At 71.8% G+C, this 25188-nt stretch carries 25 protein-coding genes; 14 read left to right on the top strand and 11 right to left on the bottom strand.

The window, feature by feature from the left end; translation table 11 throughout:
- Window positions 1-61: 61 nt before the first annotated feature.
- The 3 genes from ACFZDK_RS23560 to ACFZDK_RS23550 all read left to right on the top strand — a co-directional run bounded on the left by ACFZDK_RS23560 (window position 62) and on the right by ACFZDK_RS23550 (window position 4037).
- A complete protein-coding gene (locus tag ACFZDK_RS23560) occupies window positions 62-1792 on the top strand; it encodes an amidohydrolase family protein (protein ID WP_390975269.1) in 1731 nt (576 codons plus the stop codon).
- The gene (locus tag ACFZDK_RS23555) at window positions 1789-3282 is read left to right on the top strand and encodes an aldehyde dehydrogenase family protein (protein WP_390975268.1); all 1494 of its coding nucleotides are present in this window, start codon (window positions 1789-1791) and stop codon (window positions 3280-3282) included. Before ACFZDK_RS23560 ends, ACFZDK_RS23555 begins: the two co-directional genes overlap by 4 nt.
- 200 nt (window positions 3283-3482) lie before the next feature.
- On the top strand, window positions 3483-4037 hold the full coding sequence (locus tag ACFZDK_RS23550) for a DUF3455 domain-containing protein (protein ID WP_390975266.1): 555 nt from the start codon (window positions 3483-3485) through the stop codon (window positions 4035-4037).
- 1 nt (window position 4038) lies between these two features.
- On the opposite strand, the gene ACFZDK_RS23545 is transcribed toward ACFZDK_RS23550, so the two are convergent.
- The gene (locus ACFZDK_RS23545; RefSeq protein WP_390975264.1) at window positions 4039-4425 is read right to left on the bottom strand and encodes a nitroreductase/quinone reductase family protein; all 387 of its coding nucleotides are present in this window, start codon (window positions 4423-4425) and stop codon (window positions 4039-4041) included.
- Window positions 4426-4618: 193 nt separating this feature from the next.
- Here ACFZDK_RS23545 and ACFZDK_RS23540 point away from each other — a divergent pair, with 193 nt between their 5' ends.
- Complete coding sequence (locus ACFZDK_RS23540) at window positions 4619-6268, top strand: alkaline phosphatase family protein (protein WP_390975263.1); 1650 nt, start codon at window positions 4619-4621, stop codon at window positions 6266-6268.
- A 129-nt stretch (window positions 6269-6397) separates the two neighbouring features.
- On the opposite strand, the gene ACFZDK_RS23535 is transcribed toward ACFZDK_RS23540, so the two are convergent.
- The 3 genes from ACFZDK_RS23535 to ACFZDK_RS23525 all read right to left on the bottom strand — a co-directional run bounded on the left by ACFZDK_RS23535 (window position 6398) and on the right by ACFZDK_RS23525 (window position 8411).
- Entirely contained in the window at window positions 6398-7252 is an 855-nt protein-coding gene (locus tag ACFZDK_RS23535) for a serine hydrolase (RefSeq protein WP_390975261.1), read from the bottom strand.
- 112 nt (window positions 7253-7364) lie between these two features.
- On the bottom strand, window positions 7365-7547 hold the full coding sequence (locus ACFZDK_RS23530) for a DUF397 domain-containing protein (protein WP_390975259.1): 183 nt from the start codon (window positions 7545-7547) through the stop codon (window positions 7365-7367).
- A 9-nt stretch (window positions 7548-7556) separates the two neighbouring features.
- Window positions 7557-8411, bottom strand: a complete 855-nt coding sequence (locus ACFZDK_RS23525; protein WP_390975258.1) for a Scr1 family TA system antitoxin-like transcriptional regulator — start codon at window positions 8409-8411, stop codon at window positions 7557-7559.
- Window positions 8412-8612: 201 nt separating this feature from the next.
- Here ACFZDK_RS23525 and ACFZDK_RS23520 point away from each other — a divergent pair, with 201 nt between their 5' ends.
- From ACFZDK_RS23520 to ACFZDK_RS23505, 4 genes are all read left to right on the top strand, one after another.
- Complete coding sequence (locus ACFZDK_RS23520) at window positions 8613-9053, top strand: ATP-binding protein (RefSeq protein WP_390975256.1); 441 nt, start codon at window positions 8613-8615, stop codon at window positions 9051-9053.
- A 50-nt stretch (window positions 9054-9103) separates the two neighbouring features.
- Entirely contained in the window at window positions 9104-9376 is a 273-nt protein-coding gene (locus tag ACFZDK_RS23515) for a hypothetical protein (protein ID WP_390975255.1), read from the top strand.
- A gap of 221 nt (window positions 9377-9597) precedes the next feature.
- Window positions 9598-10431 carry a helix-turn-helix domain-containing protein gene (locus ACFZDK_RS23510; protein ID WP_390975254.1) on the top strand — a complete coding sequence of 278 codons (834 nt, stop codon included), beginning with the start codon at window positions 9598-9600 and terminating at the stop codon, window positions 10429-10431.
- 152 nt (window positions 10432-10583) lie between these two features.
- Window positions 10584-11276: an SDR family NAD(P)-dependent oxidoreductase gene (locus ACFZDK_RS23505; RefSeq protein WP_390975253.1), complete on the top strand. Its 693-nt coding sequence runs from the start codon at window positions 10584-10586 to the stop codon at window positions 11274-11276.
- Window positions 11277-11451: 175 nt separating this feature from the next.
- Here ACFZDK_RS23505 and ACFZDK_RS23500 read toward each other — a convergent pair whose 3' ends face one another.
- Window positions 11452-12036, bottom strand: coding sequence for an exonuclease domain-containing protein (locus tag ACFZDK_RS23500; RefSeq protein WP_390975251.1), 585 nt, complete (start codon window positions 12034-12036; stop codon window positions 11452-11454).
- 68 nt (window positions 12037-12104) lie between these two features.
- Here ACFZDK_RS23500 and ACFZDK_RS23495 point away from each other — a divergent pair, with 68 nt between their 5' ends.
- Window positions 12105-12725: a hypothetical protein gene (locus ACFZDK_RS23495; RefSeq protein WP_390975250.1), complete on the top strand. Its 621-nt coding sequence runs from the start codon at window positions 12105-12107 to the stop codon at window positions 12723-12725.
- Between the two features lie 172 nt (window positions 12726-12897).
- Here the strand turns inward: ACFZDK_RS23495 and ACFZDK_RS23490 are convergent, their stop codons facing one another.
- Window positions 12898-14403 (bottom strand): CehA/McbA family metallohydrolase, encoded by a 1506-nt coding sequence (locus ACFZDK_RS23490; RefSeq protein WP_390975248.1) that lies wholly within the window; start codon window positions 14401-14403, stop codon window positions 12898-12900.
- 154 nt (window positions 14404-14557) lie between these two features.
- On the opposite strand from ACFZDK_RS23490, the gene ACFZDK_RS23485 reads away from it, so the two are divergent.
- The 3 genes from ACFZDK_RS23485 (at window position 14558) to ACFZDK_RS23475 (ending at window position 18847) form a co-directional block, all read left to right on the top strand.
- Window positions 14558-15403: a TIGR03619 family F420-dependent LLM class oxidoreductase gene (locus tag ACFZDK_RS23485; protein WP_390975246.1), complete on the top strand. Its 846-nt coding sequence runs from the start codon at window positions 14558-14560 to the stop codon at window positions 15401-15403.
- A 193-nt stretch (window positions 15404-15596) separates the two neighbouring features.
- Window positions 15597-18182, top strand: coding sequence for a bifunctional FO biosynthesis protein CofGH (locus ACFZDK_RS23480; protein WP_390975245.1), 2586 nt, complete (start codon window positions 15597-15599; stop codon window positions 18180-18182).
- Between the two features lie 95 nt (window positions 18183-18277).
- Window positions 18278-18847, top strand: a complete 570-nt coding sequence (locus ACFZDK_RS23475) for a hypothetical protein (protein ID WP_390975243.1) — start codon at window positions 18278-18280, stop codon at window positions 18845-18847.
- Here the strand turns inward: ACFZDK_RS23475 and ACFZDK_RS23470 are convergent.
- A complete protein-coding gene (locus ACFZDK_RS23470) occupies window positions 18840-19709 on the bottom strand; it encodes a helix-turn-helix domain-containing protein (protein ID WP_390975242.1) in 870 nt (289 codons plus the stop codon). The genes ACFZDK_RS23475 and ACFZDK_RS23470 overlap by 8 nt on opposite strands.
- A gap of 114 nt (window positions 19710-19823) precedes the next feature.
- Here ACFZDK_RS23470 and ACFZDK_RS23465 point away from each other — a divergent pair, with 114 nt between their 5' ends.
- Window positions 19824-20420, top strand: coding sequence for an NAD(P)H-dependent oxidoreductase (locus ACFZDK_RS23465; RefSeq protein ID WP_390975241.1), 597 nt, complete (start codon window positions 19824-19826; stop codon window positions 20418-20420).
- Here the strand turns inward: ACFZDK_RS23465 and ACFZDK_RS23460 are convergent.
- Window positions 20408-20908: a DUF2165 family protein gene (locus ACFZDK_RS23460; protein ID WP_390975240.1), complete on the bottom strand. Its 501-nt coding sequence runs from the start codon at window positions 20906-20908 to the stop codon at window positions 20408-20410. The genes ACFZDK_RS23465 and ACFZDK_RS23460 overlap by 13 nt on opposite strands.
- A 108-nt stretch (window positions 20909-21016) precedes the next feature.
- On the opposite strand from ACFZDK_RS23460, the gene ACFZDK_RS23455 reads away from it, so the two are divergent.
- Entirely contained in the window at window positions 21017-22444 is a 1428-nt protein-coding gene (locus ACFZDK_RS23455) for an aminotransferase class V-fold PLP-dependent enzyme (RefSeq protein WP_390975239.1), read from the top strand.
- Window positions 22445-22482: 38 nt separating this feature from the next.
- On the opposite strand, the gene ACFZDK_RS23450 is transcribed toward ACFZDK_RS23455, so the two are convergent.
- The 3 genes from ACFZDK_RS23450 to ACFZDK_RS23440 form a co-directional block, all read right to left on the bottom strand.
- The gene (locus tag ACFZDK_RS23450; RefSeq protein ID WP_390975238.1) at window positions 22483-24192 is read right to left on the bottom strand and encodes an ATP-binding cassette domain-containing protein; all 1710 of its coding nucleotides are present in this window, start codon (window positions 24190-24192) and stop codon (window positions 22483-22485) included.
- Window positions 24193-24284: 92 nt separating this feature from the next.
- Complete coding sequence (locus ACFZDK_RS23445) at window positions 24285-24638, bottom strand: hypothetical protein (protein ID WP_390975236.1); 354 nt, start codon at window positions 24636-24638, stop codon at window positions 24285-24287.
- Window positions 24635-25096 carry a prevent-host-death family protein gene (locus ACFZDK_RS23440; RefSeq protein WP_390975234.1) on the bottom strand — a complete coding sequence of 154 codons (462 nt, stop codon included), beginning with the start codon at window positions 25094-25096 and terminating at the stop codon, window positions 24635-24637. Before ACFZDK_RS23440 ends, ACFZDK_RS23445 begins: the two co-directional genes overlap by 4 nt.
- Window positions 25097-25188: the final 92 nt, after the last annotated feature.

The following is a 25188-nucleotide window of genomic DNA, read 5'->3' as shown; positions in this document are numbered from 1 at the left end:
CAGCCCCGCGCCCCTAAAAGACAGGTCGGTCACCGCGGCGCATGCTGAGGAGGCAAGGTTCATGCTCGATCACGTCATCAAAGGGGCGAAGGTCGTCGACGGTACCGGCGCGCCCGCCTTCACCGCCGACGTCGGCATTCGCGACGGCCGGATCGCCGTCATCGGCGCCGTCACCGAGGAATCCCGGACCAGCGAGGACGCCACGGGGCTCGTCCTCGCTCCCGGGTTCGTCGATCCGCACACGCACTACGACGCGCAGCTCTTCTGGGACCCGTACGCGACGCCCTCGCTCAATCACGGGGTGACGACGGTCGCCGGGGGGAACTGCGGGTTCACGCTCGCCCCGTTGAACCCCGCCCGGCCGGGCGACGCGGACTACACCCGCCGCATGATGTCCAAGGTCGAGGGCATGTCCCTGGTCGCCCTGGAGGAGGGGGCGCCCTGGAGCTGGAACTCCTTCGGGGAGTACCTGGACGCGCTCGAAGGGCGGATCGCCGTCAACGCCGGGTTCATGGTGGGGCACTGTGCGCTGCGCCGGTACGTGATGGGGGCGGACGCGGTGGGTGGGCAGCCGAGTGAGGAGCAGCTCGCCGAGATCGTCCGGCTGCTGCACGAGGCCATGGACGCGGGGGCGTGGGGCTTCTCCACCACCCAGTCCAGCACCCACTCCGACGGCGACGGGCAGCCGGTCGCCTCGCGGCACGCGCTCCCCGCCGAGCTGCTGGCCCTGTCGAAGGCCGTCGGCGAGCACGAGGGGACGCAGATCGAGGCGATCGTCGCCGGCTGCCTCGACCAGTTCAGCGACGCCGAGATCGAACTGTTCGCCGAGATGAGCGCGGTGGCCGGGCGGCCCCTGAACTGGAACGTGCTGACCGTGGACGCGGCCGTGCCGGAGCGGGTGCCGCGGCAGCTCCAGGCGAGCGAGCGGGCACGGAAGGCGGGCGGCAGGGTCGTGGCGCTGACCATGCCGATCCTCACGCCCATGAACATGTCGCTCGGGACCTTCTGCGCGCTGAACCTCATCCCCGGGTGGGGGCCCATACTCGGGCTGCCGGTCCCGGCGCGGATCGAGAAGCTGCGCGACCCGGACGTACGGGCGGAGATGCTGGCGCGCGCCCAGTCCAAGGAGGCCGGGGTGTTCCGGCGGCTGGCGAACTTCGGGCGGTACGTCATCGGGGACACGTACAGCGAGGCGAACGCCGGGCTGTCGGGGCGGGTGGTGCGTGACATAGCACAGGAGCGCGGCCAGGACCCCTTCCACTGCCTGGTCGAGATCTGCGCCGCCGACGAACTCCGTACCGTCCTGTGGCCCATGCCCACGGACAACGACCCCGCCTCCTGGGCGCTGCGCGCCGAGACCTGGCAGCACGAGGACGTCATGCTCGGCGGGTCGGACGCGGGCGCCCATCTGGACCGGATGTGCGGGGCGCCGTACACCACCCGGTTCCTCGGGGACTGTCTGCGCGGCCGCAAGCTGCTCGGCCTCGAGCAGGCCGTGAAGATGCTGACCGACGATCCCGCCCGGCTCTTCGGGCTGCGCGAGCGGGGGCGGATCGCGGAGGGCTGGCATGCGGACCTCGTGCTCTTCGACCCGGAGCGGATCGCCGCCGGCCAGGCCACCCTGGTGCACGACCTGCCGGGAGACAGTCCCCGGCTGGACGCGAAGGCGATCGGGGTGCGGGCGGTCTGGGTCAACGGCGTCGAGGCCATCCGGGACGACGTGGTGAGCGGGGCCGTACCGGGCAGGGTGCTGCGCTCCGGGCGGGACACCAGGACGGTGAGCACCCGGTGAGTGACGTGGCGGACGGGCAGCGACTGTTCGTCGGCGGGCGGTGGACGGAGCCCGACGGCGGGCACTACGCGGTCGTCGACCCGGCGACCGAGGAGACCGTCGGCTGGGCTCCGGAGGCCTCCGAAGGCCAGGTGCTGGCCGCCTGCGCCGCCGCCCGGGAGGCGTTCGGGGCGTGGTCGCGGACGCCGGCGGGGGAGCGGGCGGCGGTCCTCGGGCGGGCCGCCGACATCATCCGCGGGCGGCTGGCCGAGTACGCGGACCTCTCCCGCGCCGAGACGGGCGCGACCACGGCCACCGCCCGGGCGATGCAGGTGGGGGTGGCGGCGGCCCGGTTCCGCCGGTACGCCACCGTCGAACCGGCCGAGTGGGCGATCCCGCCGCAGATCAACGAGGCCGGGCCTGGGGGCACCTCCCACGCCTTTCGGGCAGTGGGGGCGGGCAAGGCCGGTGTGATGGGCGCGCTGGCGGTACGCCAGCCGGTCGGGGTCGTCAGCTGCATCACGTCGTACAACAACCCGTGGGCCAACCCGGCGGGCAAGGTCGCGCCGGCGCTGGCGATGGGCAACACGGTGGTCGTGAAGCCCGCCCCGCAGGATCCGCTGTCCGTGTACCGGATGGCGGAGGCGCTGGCGGCGGCGGGCGCCCCGCCGGGTGTGGTGAACGTCGTCTCCGGCCGGTCGACCGGGGTCGGCGAGGCCGCCGTGGCCTCGGCCGACGTCGACATGGTGAGCTTCACCGGGTCCACGGCCGTCGGGCAGCGCATCGCCGAGGTGTGCGGGCGGGACATGAAACGCCAGTTGATGGAGCTGGGCGGCAAGGGCGCGGCGGTCGTCTTCGAGGACGCGGACGTCGGGTCGGCGGTGGCCGGGATCGGCACCACCTTCTCCTTCTACAGCGGGCAGATCTGCACGGCGCCGACGCGGGTGCTGGTGCAGCGCGGGCTGTACGACCGGCTGGTGGACGGACTGGTCGCGTACGCGGGGCGGTTGAGGGTGGGCGACCCGGCCGCGCCGGACACGGTGGTCGGGCCGTTGATCACCGCCGAGCACCGGGCGCGCGTCGAGTCGTACGTCGAACTCGGCAGGAAGGAGGGCGCGACGGTGGTGGCCGGCGGCGAACGCCCGCCGCTGGAACGGGGGTTCTACGTACCCCCCACCGTCCTCGCCGACTGCACGAACGACATGCGCGCGGCCCGGGAGGAGATCTTCGGCCCGGTCGTCTCCGTCGTCCCCTTCGACGACGAGGAGGAGGGCATCGCCCTCGCCAACGACTCCGACTACGGCCTCATCGACTACGTCTGGTCCGGTGACGTGGCCCGGGCCTTCCGGGTGGCGCGGCGGCTGCGGGCGGGCGGGGTCGGCATCAACACGGTGGGCCGCAACATGGAGGCACCCTTCGGTGGCTTCAAGAAGAGCGGGGTCGGCCGGGACGTGGGCTCGTACGCGCTGCACGCCTACAGCGAGGTGCAGGCGATCGTCTGGCCGGGGTGAGGGGGCAACCGGGGCCTTCTGCTTGCCCTTTGGGGATCAGTGAGGTGACCCGGGCGGGCAGAGATCGTGAAACCGGCTCCGGAAGGGGCGGCGGATCCGTAGCGTCCGGACACGACAAGGGGGACGGCCGGTTTCCGGATCGTCGATGTCCGGCCGCTCTCCCTTCCCGGAACACGCACGACATCCTTGGAGCCCACTCCATGAAGCTCGCCAAGAGAATCGCTCTGACCACCACGGCCGTCGCCGCCGCGGCCGCCGCCACCCTGCTGGGTACGACCGCCGTCCAGGCCTACTCCGCGCAGCCCACCCGCCTCCCGGCCGTCCACGCCCCCGCCGCGCTCGCCGTGCCCGACGGCAACAAGCTGACCGGCGTCTACTCCGCGCACGGCGTGCAGACGTACACCTGCACCGACGGTGCCTGGAAGCTCCTGGAGCCCGCCGCCACCCTCTCCGACAAGCGGGACCGCGCCCACCGCCCGGTCGCCCTGCACTCCCGTGGCCCGGTCTGGGTCTCCACGGTCGACGGCAGCGCCGTCAACGCCTCCGCGGTCGCCACCTCCGCGAAGGGCGGCGCCGTACCCGAGCTGCTCCTGAAGGCCACGGCCACCCGCGGCGCCGGCACCTTCGAGGGCGTCACCTACGTCCAGCGCCTCGACACCGAGGGCGGCGTGGCCCCGGCGGCGGCGTGCACCGGCACGGACCAGGTGTCGGTTCCTTACTCGGCGACGTACGCGTTCTACAAGGCCGCCAGCTGAACTAGTCGGTGAGATCGACCCGGATCGTCAGGAGCTGCGTGCCCAGCGCCTTCACCGCGGCGCTGTTGCCCTTGGGCAGGGTGCGCAGCCGGGCGACCGGGTCGTCGTCGGGCAGCAGGTGGGCGGTGCCGTGGTGCCACCGCCCGCCGATCCGCACCCGCACCCGCGGGTCGGCCTGGATGTTCCGCACGTACTGCGACTTCGTCCCGAACTCCGACACCAGCCAGAAACTGTCCCCGACCCGCTTCCCGCCCAACGGCGTCCGCCGCGGCTGCCCGGAGACCCGCCCGGTGGTCTCCAGCAGCGTCTGGAAGGGCATGAGCCGGGTCAGCGGGTTGGCGACGTGCCGCTGGAAGGCGGTGGTGATCCGGAATCTGCGGTCGGACATGGTTCCTCTGTTCCCGAGGTGAGTTACAGGTCGTCGGACTTCGTGGTCCCGCGCGGTGGGCTTTGCGCGCCGACATGACGTTCTTTGACAGAATCGGGCACGCAGGTCCGGTTCCGTACACGTTCTCCTTCTCGAATGTCGGTGCGTCACCCGCCAGGGTCACAAGCTCCGCACAGTTTCGAGGAGAACCACCGTGTTCCGACACCCCCTCCGTCCTGTCGCGGCTGCCGCCGCCGCGCTTGCCGCCGTCGGCGGTCTGACCGCCGCGACAGCAGGTCCCGCCTCGGCCTCCCCCACGTCCCGCTCCCGGCACGTCCTGCTGCTGTCGGTCGACGGCCTGCACCAGTCCGACCTGGCCTGGTACGTGGCCCGGCACCCGCGTTCCGCGCTCGCCCGGCTGGCCGGCGGGGGCGTGGAGTACACCCACGCCAGAACCACCGTCCCCTCCGACTCCTTCCCCGGCATGGTGGGACAGCTGACCGGCGGGGACCCGGGTGTCACGGGCGTCTACTACGACGACACCTACAGCAACGCCCTGCTCCCGGCCGGTACCACCGACTGCGCGGGCGTCAGGCCGGGCGCCGAGGTCGACCTCACCGAGGACCTCGACAAGGACCAGAACTCCATCGACGCGGGCCAGGGCCTGTCCGGCCTGCCCGGCAGCATCCTGAACATGACCGGTGACGCCGCCGGCCTCATCGACCCGGCGAAGCTGCCCGTCGACCCGAAGACCTGCAAGCCGGTCTACCCGCACTCCTACCTCAAGGTGAACACGGTCTTCGACGTCGCCCGCAAGGCGGGGCTGCGCACCGCGTGGTCGGACAAGCACGTCGCCTACGAAATCCTCGACGGGCCGTCCGGCGACGGCATCCAGGACCTGTTCGCCCCCGAGATCAACAGCCAGGCCATCGGCTACCCGGCCGGCCAGGACTGGACGAAGGACAACGCGGCCACCGAGCAGTACGACGCGTACAAGGTGAAGGCGGTCCTCAACGAGATCGACGGACACGACCACAGCGGCGCCCGCAGGACCGGCGTCCCGGCGGTCTTCGGGATGAACTTCCAGTCCGTGTCCACCGCCCAGAAGCTGCCGGTCTCCGACGGCCTGACGGGCGGTTACACCACGCCCGGCACCCCCGGCCCGCTGCTCGCGAAGAACCTCGACTTCGTCGACCAGGAGGTCGGGGCGTTCCTCGACGAGATCCACAAGCGGGGCCTCGACGGCAGCACGACCGTCATCCTGTCCTCCAAGCACGGCCAGTCGCCCACCGACCCGAAGGCACTGACCCGCATCGACGACGGGCCGCTGCTCGACGGGCTGAACGCCGCCTGGAAGGCCGCCCACCCCGGTGCCGGTGACCTGGTCGCCCACGCCGTGGACGACGACGCCATGCTGCTGTGGCTCAGCGACCGTTCCCAGGCCGCCGCCGAGTTCGCCAAGGTCTACCTGCTCGCCCGATCCGGCACCGGCAACGGCATCGACGGAGCCGCCAAGACGTTCACGGCGAGCGGCCTGAAGACCGTGTACGCCGGTGCGGAGGCCGCCCGGTACTTCCACGCGCGGCCCGGTGACTCGCGCGTGCCCGACGTGTTCGGCATCAGCCAGTACGGCGTGGTCTACACCGGCGGCAAGGGCAAGATCGCGGAGCACGGCGGAGCAGCCGCCGACGACCTCGACGTGCCGCTCGTCGTCTACGGCGCCGGCACCCCGCACGACGTGCGCGTCAACGCCCCGGTGCGCACCACGCAGATCGCGCCGACGATGCTGCGGCTGCTCGGCCTGAACCCGCGCGACCTGGCCGCCGTCCGCATCGAGCACACCCGGTCGCTGCCGGTGCGCTGACCAGGCCCGGGGCCGCACCGTCGGCTGCGGCCCCGGCCGACGGTGTGGGGGTGTGCCGGGATGTACGCCGAAGGAGCTTCTGTTCTGCTCCCCGAACCGCGCTGAGCATCCGTCGGCGGCGCGTGGGACTCACTCGTCCTGAAGTTCGACAGTGCTGCCGGGTGCGGTCTGCTGCAGGACCTCGATGCCCAGTTGGTCGGTGCGGTCTGCTTGTCCGGTGAGCCGGTGCACCACTACCCATCTGCCGTCCGGCACGGCGCCGGCGAAAACGGAGGCGTCACCGGTGGCGCCGTTGTGCCAGAGCACGGTGCCGGATTTCTGCCAGGACAGGGCGGGCTCTCCCAGTTTCCGGTCGACGAGGAGGGCGACCACCAGATCGGCGACGGCCCGCGGGGTGGCCCAGAGGCCTCCGGCGGGCAGGATGGCGCCGGTCATGGTCCAGGGGCGACGTGGGCGGCCGAACAGCCCGCGGCTGTGCAGGCGTCTGTCCGGCGGAGGAGTGCCGGTCACCTCCGTGATGTCCAGAGGGGCAAGGACGTAGTGGTTCAGGAGGTCCTGGTAGGACATCCCTGTGGCGGAGGTGAGTGCGGCTCCGAGGATGGCGTACCCGAGGTTGGAGTACTCCTCGGTGCGGCCGGGGGCGGTGGTGGCGAGGGTGTCCAGTCCGTGGAGTACGGCGTGCAGGGCGGCATCGTCGAAGGCGGCGTAAGGGTCGCGCCGGTTCAGGTGCGGGGGCAGCCGTGGCAGTCCCGAGGTGTGCTGGGCGAGATGCCTCAAGGTGATGCCGGTACCCCGCGGCACCGGGAGGAACTCCTCCAACGGGGCGTCCAACTGAAGCACCCCCGTCGCAGCCAGTCGGGCCAGCACGGTTCCGGTGAGCGGCTTGCTCAGAGAGCCGATCTGGACGTACGAGTCCAGGGCGTGTCCATGCTGGACCTGGGGGGCTTGCCCGCTGCTGAGGACGCAGGTGGGAACAGGGCGCACGGCACGCTCTCCGTAGGGATCGGATGATGGTGGGTGAGGAGGCGCCCAACGTCGACTCCCGTTGCTCCTTTGGCGCGTATCTCGGTCACATCCCGGCGGCTGCCTGGCACGGTCACCGTCCGCCGGACGACTTCACCATGTCGAGCAGCCCGCCGAAGGCCCTGGCACCGACGGTGAGGACACGTCGGGGCGGGTCGGCGTCGGCTATGTGGACGAGGGTGGGCGTGGTGGATATGTGGACGCAGGCCTCTCCTTCTTGGCAGTAGGACGACTTCCGCCAGGTGTGTGTGGACATGCCGACTCCTCACATGTTCTGGATGATGGCGTGGATCAGGTCGCGGGACTTCTCAGGGCTGAGGGCGGTGGCTTCGACGACGTCCAGGAGACGTCGGTACTTCTCCAGGTGGGCCTCGGCGTCGAGCAGTACGGGACCGTGGAACTGGTCGAGTTGTACGGTGTCCAGCTCCGCCACGGGCCCGCACAGGTAGTTGATGGACTGGCCTGATCCCGGGAAGGCTCCGACGTCGAAGGGAAGCACCCGCAGGGTGATGTGATCCCGCAGGCTCATGCTGATCAGGTGCTTGAGCTGGTCGCGGGCTACCCTCCGGCCCCCCACCCGCATGTGCAGGGCGGCTTCGTGGATGACGGTGCTGTACGGATTCGGGTCCTCCCGGAACACCACGTCCTGACGTTTGATGCGGTGTGAGACGCGGTGCTCGACTTCCGGCGGGGTAGGGGCCGGGATCGCCTTGCTGAAGATCTCCCGGGCGTGCTCGGCGGTCTGGAGCATGCCCGGGATGTGAGCGGTGAAGGCGGTACGGACAGCTGTCGCGTGGTGCTCCAGTTCGGCGAGGGTGAGCAGTCCGGAGGGAAGCACTTCGCGGTACGTCTCCCACCACCAGCCGCGTGTCTTCTCCGCGGCCATGTCGGCGAGGGCGTCGACGTAGGGCTGGTTCGTGCACGAGTAGAGGTTGGCCATGGCCCGGACGCGGTCAGGGCTCACTCCGAACCTGGCCGACTCCACGTTGCTGAGTTGACCCGAGCTGGTACCGAGCATCTGGGCCGCCTCGGTGGAGGTCAGGCCCGCCCGCTCGCGGAGTTTGCGCAGCTCTGTGGCGAGCCGGACGCGTCGGGCCGTTGGCGCGGGCCTTGGCGTCATGAGTGCTTCCTCCTAGCGGACGTACAGCGAGCTTGTCACTCACACGAGGGAGATGAGGCCGAGATCCTTCGAATGCCCGCAAAGCTGCTTTGCGAAGCCCCTATCTTCGTCTCAGGCGCCACGCCTGGAAGCGCACCGTGGGACGCCACGGCACAGACACCAGGCACCTGTCGAACTCCCCTCTGCGACCGGAGACTTCCCATGGCCACCGTATCCCCGCCCTGGGCGTACACCCTGCACCTTCCGCACGATCCACGCGCACCGCGTATCGCACGGGGCACCCTGAGACTGGTCCTCGCCGCGCACGGGCTCCCGGAGCTGGCCCCGACCGCCGAGCTGGTGGCGGCGGAGCTCCTGGCCAACGCGCACTGTCACACGAAGGGTCCGTGCGCCCTGCGGCTCCGCTCGGCCGACACCGGCCGCCTCCGCGTGACCGTATGGGACACGGACCCGCACGTCCCGCCCGGCTTCTCGACCGCCCCCGCCCCACCGCCCCCACCCGACGCCGAGCACGGCCGCGGCCTGCCCCTGGTGCGGGCCTGCGCGGACAGGTGGGGCGCGTCCGTGCTCCGTGAGCTGGGCGCGTCGAAGGGCGGCAAGGTGATGTGGGCGGAGTGCGGAGCCGGGGCGGAGGCGTGGTGACCGGGGCCGTACTGGGAGCTGGAGCGATGTCCGTCCCTCAGGAGCTGATCATGAGCGCACAGCCCGAGCACGGCTGGGGAGCGATGCCCCTCCCGGATATCCGGACCGTGGACGACCTGCGCAGCGCGCTCAGCCGCTACGGCTTCCCGGGCGATCGTGAGCGCTTCGAAGCGGAGCTGGCGGCCGCCATAGGAGCTTCCCCGACCAATGACTTCGCCGGTGCCGCGGCCGTGGTCCGGGCCTACCGGCACCGGGTGTTGATCAGGAACTCGGCCGAGATCATGACGGCTCTCGAAGACGCGCGAGTCGAAGGCGGCGGGTGAACGAAGTCCCGTTGGAGGAGGCCGAGCCTGCGAGGAAGCGGTGGGCGGAGTCCTCACCACTACCTGGTCCAACCGCCGCCCGGACAACGTCGCATAATGCGACACCAGCAGGATCAGGGGGATGGGTTGTTGGGTGTCCTTCACGGCTCGCCGCCGAGCCCTGACTTCGTGGTACAGCGCGTACCACCCAGCGGGGCGGGGGGCGCGGGAGGATGGTGTGCATGAATCAACTCGGTGCCGCGCTGCGGGCATGGCGGGACCGGCTGGACCCTGCGGCGGTGGGCTTCGCGCACGGCTCACCGCGTCGGGTCCCCGGTCTGCGACGCGCGGAGCTGGCGACGCTGGCCGGCATCTCGGTCGAGTACGTGGTCCGGCTGGAGCAGGGACGGGTGGCGACACCCTCGGCGCAGGTCTGCTCGGCCCTGGCTCGCGCCCTGCACCTGTCCGACGACGAGCATGCTCACCTGTTGCGCATGGCCGGTCATGCAGCGGATCCGAGCCGGGTGCCACGCATGATCCCAGGGAGCCTGTACCGCATCGTGGACCAGCTCGCCGGCAACCCGCTGGCGGTCTACGACGCCACCTGGCAGTTGCTGCACTGGAATCCGCTGTTCGCGGCCACGTTCGGCGATCCCACGGTCCACGGCGTGGGAGACCGCAACGTCCTGGTCTGGCAGTTCCTGGGTGAACTTCCCCGGGTCCGGCAGTCGGCGGTTGAACGGGCGGCGTTCGAGGAGTCCCTGGTCGCCGACCTGCGCGCGACGACGAGCCGGTACCCCGACGATCCCGACCTCGCGGCATTGGTGTCCAGGCTGAACCTCAGCCCACGGTTCTGCGAGTTGTGGAGCCGCCGGGCGGTGGGCGGTCACACGAGTGCGCACAAAATCGTCCAGCACCCGGATGTCGGCGAGATCACCATGAACTCCGACATCCTCAACACCCAGGACACGAACCTCCGTCTGGTGGTGTACACGCCGCAGCCGGGCACCGACGCCCGCAGCAAACTCGAACTCCTCGCCGCCATCGGGGTCCAGAGGATGTCTCCCCAGGGATGAAGGGCCGTGTTCCGCCTCGTCCGGTGGACCAGGCTGCCGGGTGGTACGCGCTGTACCAGGAAGTGCCGTAGCTCCCGCCAACCCTCCCGGCCACCCAGCATGGAGTGCGTGAACGGCGCACCACCGCGTTGTTCGGGCCAGGAGGAGCCAGCATGACCACCACATTCATCACCGGCGCCAACAAGTCCCTCGGTTTCGAAACCGCTCGTCGCCTCATCGAGGCAGGGCACACCGTCCTCCTCGGTGCCCGCGACCGTGAGCGTGGCCGGGCCGCGGCCCGGTCGCTCGGCGCCCGGTTCGTGCAGATCGACGTGACCGACGACGCCTCGGTCCAGGCCGCGGCCGCGGATGTCGCCGCTCATGAGGGAACGATCGACGTCCTGGTCAACAATGCCGGCGTCCTCGGCAAGGTCGGCCCCGTCGAGGACTACACCGCGGCCGACATGAGCGCCGTGCTCGACGTGAACGTCGTCGGGCTCGTACGCGTCACGCACGCTTTTCTCCCGTTGCTGCGCAAGTCGCCGAACCCCGTCATCGTCAACGTGTCCAGCGGGATGGGCTCCTTCGGCATGACCCAGGACCCGGCGCGGATCGAGGCGCAGTATGCCCTGCCCCTCTATTCCGCCTCGAAGGCCGCGGTCACCATGCTCACGACCCAGTACGCCAAGGAACTGAAGGACGTGAAGGTCAACGCCGCAGACCCCGGGCAGACCGCGACCGACTTCACCGGCGGCCTCGGACAGAGCATCGCCGACGGCGCCCAGGCCATCGTGACCCTCGCGACGATCGGCCCTGACGGACCGACGGGACAGTTCATCGACCGATCCGGGAACCTCCCGTGGTGAACCTGCCGGTCGTCTTGTCGAACGAGCACGTCATGCTCATGAGGAGCCACAGGCAGGACGCACCGGCTACGTGATCAGCGCGGGAGGGAAACGGGTGATCGCCTATGGCGACGTCTTCCACCGAGCCGGATCGGCCACCCGCACCTGGCGTTCGGACGCCGAGGAAGATCTGGCGTCAGGCGAGGTGTTCCGCTGGAGCCGGCCAGTGGCCGCGCGCGGAGAGGAGAAGTACGAGGGACGCGATGTTCCAGGCGTCGTCCTCGCCGCGGTGGTGGCGGCCTTCGAGGGGTAGCCCGGCGATCTCCAGGGCCCGTGCCATACCCGGGCGCTTGCGCAGGCCGTACGCCTCGGTGAAGGCGGCCTTGGCGTTGGTGTGCCGGCGGTTGAAGGGGTACGGCGTCCGGGTGGCCTGGCACTGCCGGGTGAACTGGTGGCGGTCGTAGTCGCCCCAGCTGGCCCAGGGCCGGGTGTCCGCGCGGTGCTCGGCGGCCAGCAGCCGGCACGCCTCGGCGAAGCTGACCCCCCGGTCGGCCTCGGATTGCGTGAGGCCGGTCAGCTCCGTGCAGAACGCGCTCACCGTGGACCGGGCGGGCCGCACCAGGATCCGGTGCCGGGCCAGACGCTCACCGGCCGCCAGGTCGACGACGGTCAGCCCGACCTCGATGATCTCGCTGACCTCGCCGGGCGGCGGGGAACCGGCCCAGCAGGTCGCCTCGACGTCCACGACGTTGACGAGCCCCTCGGCCCAGGCGCTGTCCATGACCGGAAGCGTAGGGAGGTGCGGCGGCCGGGGCACGCGAGTTTTGTCGTGGATGGCACGATGCGCCCGTGAACTACTTCTCGTACTCGCGCATCGGTCCCGGCCATGAGCGGCCGCAGCTCCCGGAGCCCAGGCCTGTCGAGCCCGGGGAGTGGCCGAAGCTGGAGGCCGCGCTCGCCGTGGTCAACCGCGACGTGACGGCGACCCTGCCGGGGCAGGACGCGCTGATCCTGATGGTCGACCCGCGACAGTCCCTGCCCCCGGGCGGAATCGACCGGGGGCAGGTCTACGTGGCCATGCCCGACGGCCGTTGGCACGGCAACCAGGTGAACGCGTACGACCCCGAGGAGGGCGACCCGCTGGAGCCGGACGACGAGATGACGGTGCTGACCGTGGTCGCGGGCGCGGCGCAGGAGACCGTCGCGGAGCTGCTCTGGCAGGTCTGGCCGGTCTGCGGGGAACACAAGCTCGGCATGCACCCGCGTCCCGCGGGGACCTCCGGCGACTGGTACGGGGGTGCGACGGACGCGGCCGGGCCACCGGTGTGGTGGTGCCGGGGCGGCCCGGACGGCGCCTGCCACGACGTCGCCCCGCTGGGCGAGCTGGCCGCCACCCTGCCGGGAAAGCAGCGGCGCGCCCTCCGGCGCGAGTTGCGGCGCAGCGAGCGAGGACGGGACGGCCGCCGCTGAGGGCTCTGCGGGAAGTGCCGCGATCTGCCGTCTGCCGTCTGTCGTCTGCGGCGCCGTCGTGGCTGGTCGCGCAGTTCCTCCCCCAGCCTTCGGCCGGGGGTACCCCCAGCGCCCCTTACGGGGCGCTGCCGTGGCCGCCGGTGACCACCACCCCCGGAATCGGCGTGCTGCGTCACCGCCCCAGGAAGATCGGGTTGGTGAGGGCCGCGAGGGCGCCGGGGACCGGGCCCGCTGCCGTCTCGTGGCGGATCTCGGCGCGGACGTAGGCGGCGTAGGAGGGGGTGGTCTGCCATTCGACCGTGCCCGAGCCGGCCACCGGGAGCGGGTCGCTGGTGAGCAGGACGCCCTCGTCGGTGACGAAGCGGACCGTGCAGCGGGGGACGCCGGAGGCCTCCAGGCGGACGGTCACCGGGGTGTCGGCGGCGACGGCCAGGCGTTCGCCGATGCCCGCCCGCTCGCCGCGGCCGCCCGTCGCCGTGAAGCTCAGCGTCACGTTCTTCGACTCGGCGACGTAGGAGCGGCCCGCGCGCAGCCCCGCCTGGATCGCCTCGCGGCTCAGGTCGTCGGCGAGGACGACGGTCTGGGGTGAGCCGACGGCGTCGGGATCGCGGTGGGCGTCGCTGTTGCCCATGCCGGGCAGCCACTGCCGGTTGTTCCGTACCGAGGCGACGAGCGTGGCGTCCCAGGCGGCGAGGGCGACCTCGTCGTCGGGGGTGTACGGCCCGTTCCAGACCTCGACGGCATCCGCGTCACCGAAACCGAACTTCCAGGCGCAGCCCACACACGTGGCGTGCGGGTGCGCGGGTACGACCAGGCCGCCGGCCTTGTGGATCTGCTGGGCGAAGTGGCCGAAGCGGTTGTCCCGGGCCCGGTAGCGCCAGTCGACGAAGGTCCCGGGGTCGGTGCCGAGGGCGACCACGTGGCCGTTCCTCGTGGTGATCTCCTCGCCCAGCATGATCAGCAGGTCGTCGCCGGCCTGGTCCGCCCAGTGGGCGTGCGAGGAGTGGGTGTTGTGCTCGGAGGAGTTGATGAAGTCCAGGCCGGCGGCACGGGCGAGGGCCGCGATCTCCGCGGGGGTGCGGCGGCCGTCGGAGTACCAGGAGTGTAGGTGGCAGTCGCCGCGGTACCAGTCCCGGCCCCGGCCCTTGGCACGGGAGGGCGGGTACACCGGGCGGACGGGGGTGCCGGGTTCGCCGTACGTGAGGGTGATCGTCAGCTCGTACGACAGGCCCTGCGGGGCCACCGTGTAGGGGCCGAGGGCGACGAACCAGGTGCCGGGGTGGACCGGGCCGGGGATGTAGCCGGGGGTCGCGTCGTCGGCGCGGACGAAGAACTCCGTGCGGGCGCCGCCGGACCAGCCCCGGAAGCCCTTGCCCCCCAGTTCGGTGCCGTGCTGGTCGAAGAGGCCGATGTCGAGCGCGTTGCCCGTGGTGCCGGCCGGGACGCTCGGCCTGTCGTAGGTGTAGGAGACCTTGATCTCCCGTACGCCGGCGGGTACTTCGACTGGTACGTACACGAAGTCCGGGCAACCGGGCGGCAGGGTGCCGCTCACGGTCCGGGTTTCCTGGTCCTGACCGTCGTCCGCCGCTGCGAAGCTCACGGGTCCCAACGTAAGGGCCGCCGCCGCGCCCGTCACGATCAGCGCGCGTCTGCCGATGCCGTGCGTGTCCTCACACATGCTGCCCACTCTCCCCTCTGGACGTGAACTCCCCCGGAAGGACAGGGAATCCACAGGCGTCCGTATGTCATGTGCATAGCGGTGTGAAAGACGGGGCGCGCGATGCCGACCAGTCGGTATGGACATATCACGCCACCCCCGGTACAGATGGGTCATGCGTATCGCCGTCACGATCTTCCTCACCGACGAGACCATCGCCCCCGTCCGGCTCGCCCGTGAGCTGGAGGCGCGCGGTTTCGCCGGCCTGTACCTGCCCGAGCACACCCACATCCCCGTCGAGCGGACCACCCCGTACCCGGCGGGCGGCGACCTGCCGCGCGAGTACGGCCGTACCCTCGACCCCTTCGTCGCCCTCGGCCAGGCCGCCGCCGTCACCGAGAATCTCGGCCTCGGCACCGGCATCACCCTGGTCGCCCAGCACGACCCGATCGACCTCGCCAAGCAGATCGCCACCCTCGACCACCTCTCCGGCGGCCGCTTCACCCTCGGCGTCGGCTTCGGCTGGAACGTGGAGGAGGCCGCGGACCACGGGGTGCGGTGGCGGACGCGGCGCGAGCTGGGCCGGGACCGGATGGCCCTCATGCGGGCGCTGTGGGCCGAGGAACCGACCGCCTACGAAGGGGAGTTCGGGAGCGTACGCGCCTCCTCCGCCTTCCCCAAGCCCGTCCAGAAGCCGCGCGGGCCGGTCACCGGTCCCCGCACGCTGGTCGGCGGGGCGGCGGGGCCGAAGCTCTTCGCCCACATCACCGAGTACGCGGACGGGTGGATGCCGATCGGGGGACGCGGGCTGACCGAGTCCCTGCCGGTGCTCCGCTCGGTCTGGGCCGACGCGGGACGGGACGCGGGCGCGCTCCAGGTGGTCCCGTACGCCGTCTTCCCGACCCCGGGCAAGCTGACGCACTACGCCGAGTTGGGCATCGAGGAGGTCGTGGTGCAGTTGCCTCCGGCGGGGGAGGCGGAGGTACTGGGGGCGTTGGACGCGTATGCGGAGTACCTCTGAGTGGGTGCGTTGTCGGCTGCGGGTGCGTGGGGGTTGCTCGCGCAGTTCCCCGCGCCCCTGAAGGGGCGCTTGCTGCAGCGCCCCTTTTGCTTTCAGGGGCGCGGGGAACTGCGCGATCAGCCACGACGCACCGGCACATACCCACGCACCGCCGCCTCACCGACCCCACCGAACCCGAACGTATGCTCAAAGAATGACGACTTCCGCGACCCCCGGAACCGGCCCCACCGAGAACTCCATGCGTCGCGCCCTCAAACGCGCCCGGGACGGCGTCGCCCTCGACGTCGCCGAGGCCGCGGTCCTGCTCCAGGCGCGCGGCGAGGCGCTGACCGATCTCGCCGCCTCCGCCGCCCGGGTCCGGGACGCGGGCCTCGCGGAGGCGGGCCGCCCCGGTGTCATCACGTACTCGAAGAGCGTCTTCATCCCCCTCACCCGCCTGTGCCGTGACAAGTGCCACTACTGCACGTTCGTCACCGTCCCCGGCAAGCTCCGCCGGGCCGGGCACGGGATGTTCATGTCGCCGGACGAGGTGCTCGACGTCGCCCGCAAGGGCGCGGCCCTCGGCTGCAAGGAAGCCCTGATCACCCTCGGCGACAAGCCGGAGGACCGCTGGCCGGAGGCGCGCGAGTGGCTCGACGCGCACGGTTACGACGACACGATCGCCTATGTCCGGGCCATCTCCGTCCGCATCCTGGAGGAGACGGGGCTGCTGCCGCACCTCAACCCGGGTGTGATGTCCTGGACGGACTTCCAGCGGCTGAAGCCCGTCGCGCCCTCCATGGGCATGATGCTGGAGACGACCGCCACCCGCCTCTGGTCCGAGCCCGGCGGCCCGCACCACGGCTCCCCGGACAAGGAACCCGCCGTCCGGCTGCGGGTGCTCGAGGACGCGGGCCGGTCGTCCGTGCCCTTCACCTCCGGCATCCTGATCGGCATCGGCGAGACGTACGAGGAGCGGGCCGAGTCGCTTTTCGCGCTGCGGCGCGTGGCCCGGTCGTACCACGGCATCCAGGAACTGATCATCCAGAACTTCCGCGCCAAGCCCGACACGGCGATGCGCGGTATGCCGGACGCCGAGCTGGACGAACTGGTCGCGGCGGTGGCCGTGGCGCGGCTGGTCATGGGGCCGGCCGGCAACATCCAGGCGCCGCCCAACCTCGTCGACAGCGAGTACGAGCGGCTGATCGCGGCCGGCATCGACGACTGGGGCGGGGTCTCCCCGCTCACCATCGACCACGTGAATCCCGAGCGCCCCTGGCCGCAGATCGAGGAACTCACCCAGAGGTCGGCCGCGGCAGGCTTCGAGCTGCGGGAACGTCTCTGTGTGTACCCGGAGTTCGTCCGCCGCGGCGAGCCCTGGCTGGACCCCCGGCTGCGCCCGCACGTGGCCGCGCTCGCCGACCCGGAGACGGGCCTGGCGGTCGCGGACGCGGTCGTGGAGGGGCATCCGTGGCAGGAGCCGGAGGAGGTCTTCGTCGCGAGCGGCCGTACCGATCTGCACACCGCCATCGACACCGAGGGCCGTACGACCGACCGCCGCGACGACTTCGACGAGGTGTACGGCGACTGGGGCGCGCTGCGGGAGGCCGCCGCCCCCGGGATGGCGCCGGAGCGCATCGACACGGACGTGCGCGCGGCCCTGGCGACCGCCGCCGACGACCCCACGAAGCTGACGGACGCCGAGGCCCTCGCCCTCTTCCACGCCGACGGCCCGGCCCTCGACGCGCTGACCCGGATCGCCGACGACGTACGGAAGTCGGCGGTCGGCGACGACGTCACCTACATCGTCACCCGCAACATCAACTTCACCAACGTCTGCTACACCGGCTGCCGCTTCTGCGCCTTCGCGCAGCGCCGCACGGACGCCGACGCCTACACCCTCTCCCTCGACCAGGTCGCCGACCGCGCCCAGCAGGCCTGGGACGTCGGCGCGGTCGAGGTCTGCATGCAGGGCGGCATCCACCCGGACCTGCCCGGCACGGCGTACTTCGACATCGCGAAGGCGGTGAAGGAACGCGTCCCCGGCATGCATGTGCACGCCTTCTCGCCGATGGAGGTCGTCAACGGCGCGACCCGCACCGGCCTGTCCATCCGGGAGTGGCTGACCGCGGCGAAGGAGGCGGGGCTCGACACCATCCCGGGGACGGCGGCGGAGATCCTCGACGACGAGGTCCGCTGGATCCTCACCAAGGGCAAGCTGCCCGCCGCCACCTGGATCGAGGTGATCACCACCGCCCACGAACTCGGCATCCGCTCCTCCTCCACGATGATGTACGGCCACGTCGACCAGCCCCGCCACTGGCTGGGCCACCTGCGCACCCTGGCCGGCATCCAGCAGCGCACCGGCGGCTTCACGGAGTTCGTGACGCTCCCCTTCATCCACACCAACGCCCCCGTCTACCTGGCCGGCATCTCCCGCCCGGGCCCGACCATGCGCGACAACCGGGCGGTGACGGCGATGGCCCGTCTCCTCCTCCACCCCTACATCCCGAACATCCAGACAAGCTGGGTGAAACTGGGTGCGGAGGGTGCGGCGGAGATGCTCCGCTCGGGGGCGAACGACCTGGGCGGGACGCTGATGGAGGAGACGATCTCGCGGATGGCGGGGTCGTCGTACGGCTCGTACAAGTCGGTCCGGGACCTGATCGCCGTGGCCGAGGCCGCCGGACGTCCGGCCAAGCCGCGGACGACGCTGTACGGGCCGGTCTCCGAGGAGCGGCAGCGGGCGGCGGAGGTCTCCGACGGGCACCTTCCGGAGCTGCTGCCGGTGCTGGAGTAGCCGCTCGGAGCGGGAGGGCGACAGGGTGCGGCCCGGTACGATGATCCGACCTCTGTCATCTGTACAGGGGCCCATAGCGGAGGAGATGCGAACCCGTGGCTGCCCGACTGCTGCCCTCCTGGGTCTGGGTCACCGGCCTGACGGCCGGGGCGACGGTCGCCGTCGTCTTCCTCGCCCTCCAGGCCGACAAGGGGCCGCACCCCACGGCCGCGGCGGTCCGCCCGTCGGCGAGCGCGTCGGCGGGCGCCCACCCCTCCGCGTCGCCGACACCGGCGAAGGCCCCCGCCGTACCGGCGGCCTCCGGCACCGGCCGCCGGGTCGTCTACTCGCTCGGCGCCAAGCGGGTGTGGACGGTCGACGCCGCCGACAAGGCGACCCGCACGTTCACGGTGTGGCCGGGGACGGTGAGCCCCGACCCCGGCACCTACACGATCTCGGGGACCCTGGCGTCCACGACGGGCTCGGACGGCGTCCAGATCGAGCACATCCTCTACTTCGCGTCCAAGTCCGGCCTGTCGATCGCCTTCTCCAACGCGGTCGACGGCTCCTCCCCGCCGCCCGCCGCCGGCAAGCAGACCAGTGGCATCCGCATGCACAAGGCGGACGGGGCGGCGCTGTGGACGTTCGGCACGGAGCCGGACACCAAGGTGACCGTGGTCAAGTAGCCGTGGACGAGATGACGCGCAGCGGCTGAGCCTGCTGAGCCCGCTGGTGCCGCCGGGCCCGCCGCAGCCGCTCGACGGCCGCGGCCGTCTCCTCGTCGGCCGGCAGCAGCACGACCAGCTGCTGGGCCTCCTCGGTGAGGTCGAACGTCACGCGCCGCAGGCGGAGCGCGGCGCCCGAGGGGTGCCGCAGCCGCAGGACCCCGCGGGCCGGGACCACATGCCGGTTCATCCGGCGGGTGAAGTCGGTCCCGGCGGACGGCGCGAGTTCCGCCGTGAACCACTCGCTGCTGTCGGCGGAGGGCCCGAGCCACAGGTCGAAGGCCTGCTCGTCGGCGACGGTGTCCCAGTCGGCGAAGAGGTCCCGGGCGCGGGCGTCGGTGAAGACGTACCGGGTGAGATTGGGGACCTCGGCGTCCAGGAGCCCGGTCGCGCCCATCACGGCCTCGTACGACCTCGTGCGGGCGAGGATGTCGCCGAGCCGGTTGGTGACGAGGGCGAGGCCGGGTTCGAGCAGGCGCAGGCTCTCCAGGACGGCCGGGCGGACCGCGCGCGGCGGCGGCGCCGGCCGCGGGTGCGTGACGCACTCACCGCCGGTGATCTTCGCGAGGTAGCGCAGATGGGCACGTTCCGCGGGACCGAGGCTGAGGGCGTCGGCGAGGGCGTTGAGGACGGCCACCGACGGACGGCGGTCCCGGCCCTGCTCGATCCGGGTCAGGTACTCGACGCTGATCCCGGCCCGGCCCGCCAGGTCGAGCCGCCGCAGCCCCGGCGACCGGCGCCGGCCGCGCTCCGGCAGCCCGAGCGCCTCCGGCTGGATGCTGTCCCGCTTCGCCCGGACGAAGTCCCCCAGTGGTGTCCCCATGCCGTCGAGGATAGGCACGCCGCACGAGGCCCGGCCCGACGCAGCGTGGCCCTGCCGGGGCCAGCCTGGGCCCGGTCTGGCTCGGCGGCCGGCAGTGATCCGATCGTGGGCGGTATGGATGACAACAGGTACAGGCTCGTGATTCTGGTGGGAAGCGTCCGGGAGGGCCGTTTCGGCCCGGTGGTGGCACGGTGGGTCGCCGAACAGGCGGGCGCGCACGGCGCGTTCGACGTGGAGATCGTCGACCTGGCGGCGTACGACATCCCGTTGACGCTCCCGGCCCAGTCACCGAAGTACGCGGGCGACGCCTACCCCCGCCCGTCCGGTATGGCGGGCCTGACGGCGGCGCTGGCGTCGGCGGACGCGTTCGTCGTCGTCACCCCGGAGTACAACCACAGCTATCCGGCGTCGCTGAAGGCCGCCGTCGACTGGCACTTCGACCAGTGGACGGCCAAGCCGGTCGCCTTCGTCAGCTACGGCGGGGCGGCGGGCGGACGGCACGCGGTGCTGCATCTGGAGAACGTGCTCACCGAGCTGCACGCGGTGACCGTCCGGGACGGCCTGGCCTTCCCGAACTACTTCACCGCGTGGCAGGACGGCCGCCCGCTCGACCCCGGGACGGAGGGGCACGCGAAGACGGTGCTGGACCAACTGGCCTGGTGGGCACGGACGTTGCGCACCGGCCGCGAGACCGTGCCCTACCCGTCCTGATCCGAAGGGCTCAGCTGTACGACGACGAGCGCGACCCCGGTGAGCACCAGCACCCGGGTCGCGGCGTCGAGCCCGTTCCAGGTCTTCGACTGCCACATGGCGAACCACTCGCCGCCGACGGCGATGAACCCGGCGCCGAAGAGCAGCACGAGCATCAGCAGTCCGTAGGTGGAGAGTCGGCGCGCCCGCGCGTGGTCGCGCCGGAACCACAGCACCGTCCCGGCGATCAGCACGAGCGCGGCGACGGTCTCCCAGACGATGATCGCGACGTAGGCGGTGTTCTCGAGCCCCTTGTTCGTGATGGCCCGCCACATCAGGTCGTCGTCCTTGAACGTGGTGTCCATGGCCAGAACATGCTGGACGAAGGCCTGGTTGGTGCCGAAGTCGGTGATGTTCCCGAGGGCGACGAGGGCGATGTAGAGAGCCACCGTGCCGGTGAGCACGGCAGCGGCGAGCGGGAGCGCACGAGGCGCGTGGGAGGTGGACATGTCACGGTCCTTCCCGCTCTCCGCCGTTCGCATCCCTCGCGTCGCGCCGCGGCGGTGCGGCCCTCGTACGCCGGTACCTTGGTCGAAGTTTCATGCGAAGGGGGTCTCATGGACACGGCGGACGCCACCGGACACATACCCGGCGGAGGAACCGAAGAGCCCGACGGTTTCGCGGAGTTGAGAGCCCGGGAGTTCGGCTACCTCGACGAGGGCGGGCACACCTACCTCGACCACACCGGCGCCGGACTCCCCCCGCGCTCCCTCGTCACGGGCAGCGCCCGGCGGATCACCGGCGGACTGTTCGGCAACCCGCACTCCGAGAGCCCGGCCTCCCGCGCCTCCGGCCTGCTGCTGGCCGAGGCCCGCCGGGCGGTGCTCCGGCACTTCAACGCGGACCCCGACGAGTACGCCGTGATCTTCACCCCCAACGCGACCGGCGCCCTGCGCCTGGTCGGCGAGGCGTACCCGTTCACCCGCGGCGGCAGGCTCGTGATGTCGCTCGACAACCACAACTCGGTCAACGGCCTGCGGGAGTACGCCCGGGCCCGCGGAGCCAGCACCCTGTACGTGCCCGGCCTCCACCTCGACGAGGGCCGGCTGCGCGCAGCCCTGGCCCCGCCCCGGCTGCGCCGGCGGACCGGCGGCCTGCTCGCCTACCCCGCGCAGAGCAACTTCACCGGCGTCCAGCACTCCCTGGACTGGATCGCCACCGCCCAGGCGCAGGGCTACGACGTCCTGCTCGACGCGGCCGCCTTCGCACCGACCAACGTCCTGGACCTGAGCCGCCACCACCCGGACTTCACGGCTGTCAGCTGGTACAAGGTCTTCGGCCACCCCACCGGCGTCGGCAGCCTGATCGCCCGCCGCGCGGCCCTCGCCAAGCTGCGCCGCCCCTGGTTCTCGGGCGGCACCATCTACGCCGTCAGCGCCCGCGCCCAGTGGCACGTCCTCGCCGCCGACGAGGCAGCCTTCGAGGACGGCACGGTCAACTTCCTGTCCCTGCCGGACGTGACCGCCGCACTCGCCTGGATCGACGGCATCGGCATGGACCGCATCCACGCCCATGTCACCGGCCTCACCGACCGGCTCCTCACCGGCTTACGGACCGTGCGGCACAGCGACGGCTCCCCGCTGATCCGGGTGTACGGCCCCGACCGTGCCGACGCGGCCCGCGGCGGCACGGTCGCGCTGAACGTGCTCGGCGCGGACGGCCGGATCGTCGACGAACGCGTCGTCACCCGCGACAGTGCCGCCCGGGGCATCTCCCTGCGCACCGGCTGCTTCTGCAATCCGGGCGCCGGAGAGGAGGCGTTCGCCCTGCCGCTGACCCGGCTGCGCTCGGCGGCCCGCCGCAAACTCGGCTCGCTGGAGGACTACTTGGAGCTGCTGGGCCTGCCCTCGGCGGGTGCCGTCCGCGTCTCCCTGGGCGTCTCGTCCCAGCCCGAGGACATCGACACGTTCCTGACGTTCGTGACCGAGACCTACCGCGACCGGGTGCCGGGCGTGACCGGACTGGCCGCACGGGAGGGCTGCTGAGCCCCTCGCGTCACCCCCCCCGCGTCACCCCACCGGGCTCACCGCCCCGCCCGGTCCCGCGCCACGCCGTCCCGGCACTTGCGCACCAGCACCACCCACGTCCAGGCCAGGAACACCAGCGCGAAGCCCGCCAGGACCAGCCACCCGCGGCTCGCCGGATGCCCGAACGAGTCCCCGTACGACGCCAGCAGCGGCGGCCCCGCCGGTGAGCCGCCCGCCCGCCACAGCGACTCCAGCCCCACCCCGCTGCCCAGCGCCTCGAACGCCCAGCGGTTGGTCATCGCCCAGCTGATCGCCTTCCCGGCCGGCGTCATCCGGGGCACCGGCACGAAGGCGCCCGAGAACAGCACCTGGGGGAAGCAGAGCAGCGGCAGCATCAGCGTCGCCTGCCCCGGCTCCGACACCGCCGCCGACGCGAGCAGCCCCAGCGCGAGGGCGGCGGCCGAGGCCAGCACGCTCGACGCGAACAGCGATCCGTACGTGTCCCAGCCCGCCGCGGGCAGCCGGTCAAGGGCGCGCAGCACCACCAGCAGCAAGGCGTCCGCGACCGCCAGCACCGGCAGCATCGTCGTCAGCTTCGAGGCGACGTACGGCCCGATCCGCAGCCCCGCGAGCCACTCCCGGCGCAGGACCGGCAGCTCGGTGCAGATCTGCAGCAGGCCGTACGTCAGCCCGAAGAAGAACGCCCCGAACGCGATCCAGAACATGATCATCGCGGTGGAGCCCGGATCCGGCGCCGCCGGATCGAACGCGCCCGCCCGGAACAGCACCGCGAACATCGCCACGATCATCACCGGCGAACCCGCCAGGACGGCCACCGAGAGCCGGTTGTGCAGCAGCAGCGCGGTACCGCGCCGGGTCAGCAGCGCCCACTGCCGCACGGCACCGACACGCTGCGGCCGCACGGCCGGTGCCGGACCGTCCGGACGGCCGGCGTCGTCCTCGGGCACGACCCGCTCGGCGCGCGCACCGCCCGCCACCGCCTCGTACACCTCCTCCACCGTGCCGACCCCGAACGCCTGGCACAGCGTGCCCGGTTCACCCGCGTACGCGACCTCGCCACCCGTGGAGAGGAACACGACCTGATCGGCGCGGAGCAGGTCGGCGAGCACATGCGTGGTCAGCACGACCGTGGTGCCGTCCTCGGCCAGCGTCCGCAGGGTGCGCAGCAGGGCCGCGCCGGTGACCGGGTCCAGCCCGGACGTCGGTTCGTCGAGGAAGAGCACCCGGGGCCGGGTGAGCAACTCCACGGCGATACCGGCCCGTTTGCGCTCCCCGCCGCTCAGCGCCCGCACCGGAGTCTCCGCCCGCTCCGCCAGCCCGAGCGTCTCCAGCACCCGGTCGACGGCGTCGAGCACCTCCCCGGCGGACGTCCCCGGCTCCATCCGCAGCCCCGCCGCGTACACCAGCGTGCGGCGCAGCGGCAGTTCGCGGTGGATGATGTCCTCCTGCGGCACGAACCCGAACTCCGGCCCCGGCGGCCCGGGCCGCGCCCCGTCGTGCAGCACCTCGCCCCCGGTCGGCGCGACCAGCCCCGCCAGCGTCTGCAACAGCACGGTCTTGCCCGCCCCGCTGCTCCCGGCGATCGCCGTCACCCGCCCCGGAACGACCTCCACGGACACGTCGTTCAGCACCCGCCCCGCCCCACGAACCTCCCGGCTCACCCGACGCGCCCGCAGCCGCAGGCCGTTGACGGACGGACGGAGTGCCTCGGCGGATACGTCGGGGTGCGGGGGCGGTATCGGCATGGGGGCAGCATGTCAGGTGTCGGCCGCCCAGGGCCCCGGCCGGCGATGCTCCGAAACCGACGTGGAAGCGGGGGAGTTCCAAAAGCGCGGGACTATTCGGTGTCCTTGGGGTGGCGGGTGGACGCGTACACGAGATGGACGGTGCGGCGCGCCTCGTCGACGAGGTGGCGCACGCGACCGCCTGCCGTCACCTCGTACTCCCACTGCGGGTACTCGCGACCGCCGAGGTTGCCCGAGGACGGCCGGCCCCGCAGCCGGTGCTGCCGGTCGGGGTCCGCCCAGGACTCGGGGTTGCTCCGCAGGGCCTCGAAGCAGCGTCGCGTGTTCCCCGGTGCCTCCGCGCCCAGCTCGCCCCAGCCTTTCGCCGCTTCGTTCGTCGCGAAGCGCAGCCGCCATTCGTCGCCCACCGGCGGTGGGGCGGTGTCGTCACCGCGCTTGGGAGTCACGGGGAGGTCACCTCGCCATGGTCCTCGTCCGGCAGCCGACGGGTGAGCTGGGCGGTGAGCTCGGGGTCGGCGAGGATGCGGGCCGTCGCATGCCATTCGACGACGACCCGGTGCAGGTTGGTGTGGACGTCGAGCTGGGCCGCGTCGTAGGTGGCGTCGATGAGCTCCGCCACGAACTGCTTCAGCTCGTCCACCGACAGATGGCGGACCCACGGGAAGACGGACGGGAGCGCGCGCTGTATGGCTCGCTCGCCGGTGTCGCTGCGTACCAGCGCGGCGAGAAGGCGGGCCGTGATGTCCGCGGTCTCCTCGCGCTGCTGGTCGTGACGGGCCGTCGTCAGATAGAGATCCTCGCCGTCCCTGCGGGTGATGTGCACTCGCTGGGCCCGGTCGAGGGTCTCCGCGACCCGCTTCGAGTTCTTCGAGAGTTCGGAGAAGGCGACCGTGGGAGTGGACATGACCCAACGGTACTTCGGAACGTATTCCGAAGTCGATCGCAGGGGCGACGGGCCGGATGCCGGGGCCTCTGCCAGACTTGGCACGGACCGGC

Source organism: Streptomyces sp. NPDC007901, from assembly GCF_042959465.1.
GTDB lineage: Bacteria > Actinomycetota > Actinomycetes > Streptomycetales > Streptomycetaceae > Streptomyces.
This window is presented reverse-complemented; position numbering and strand designations above follow the sequence as displayed.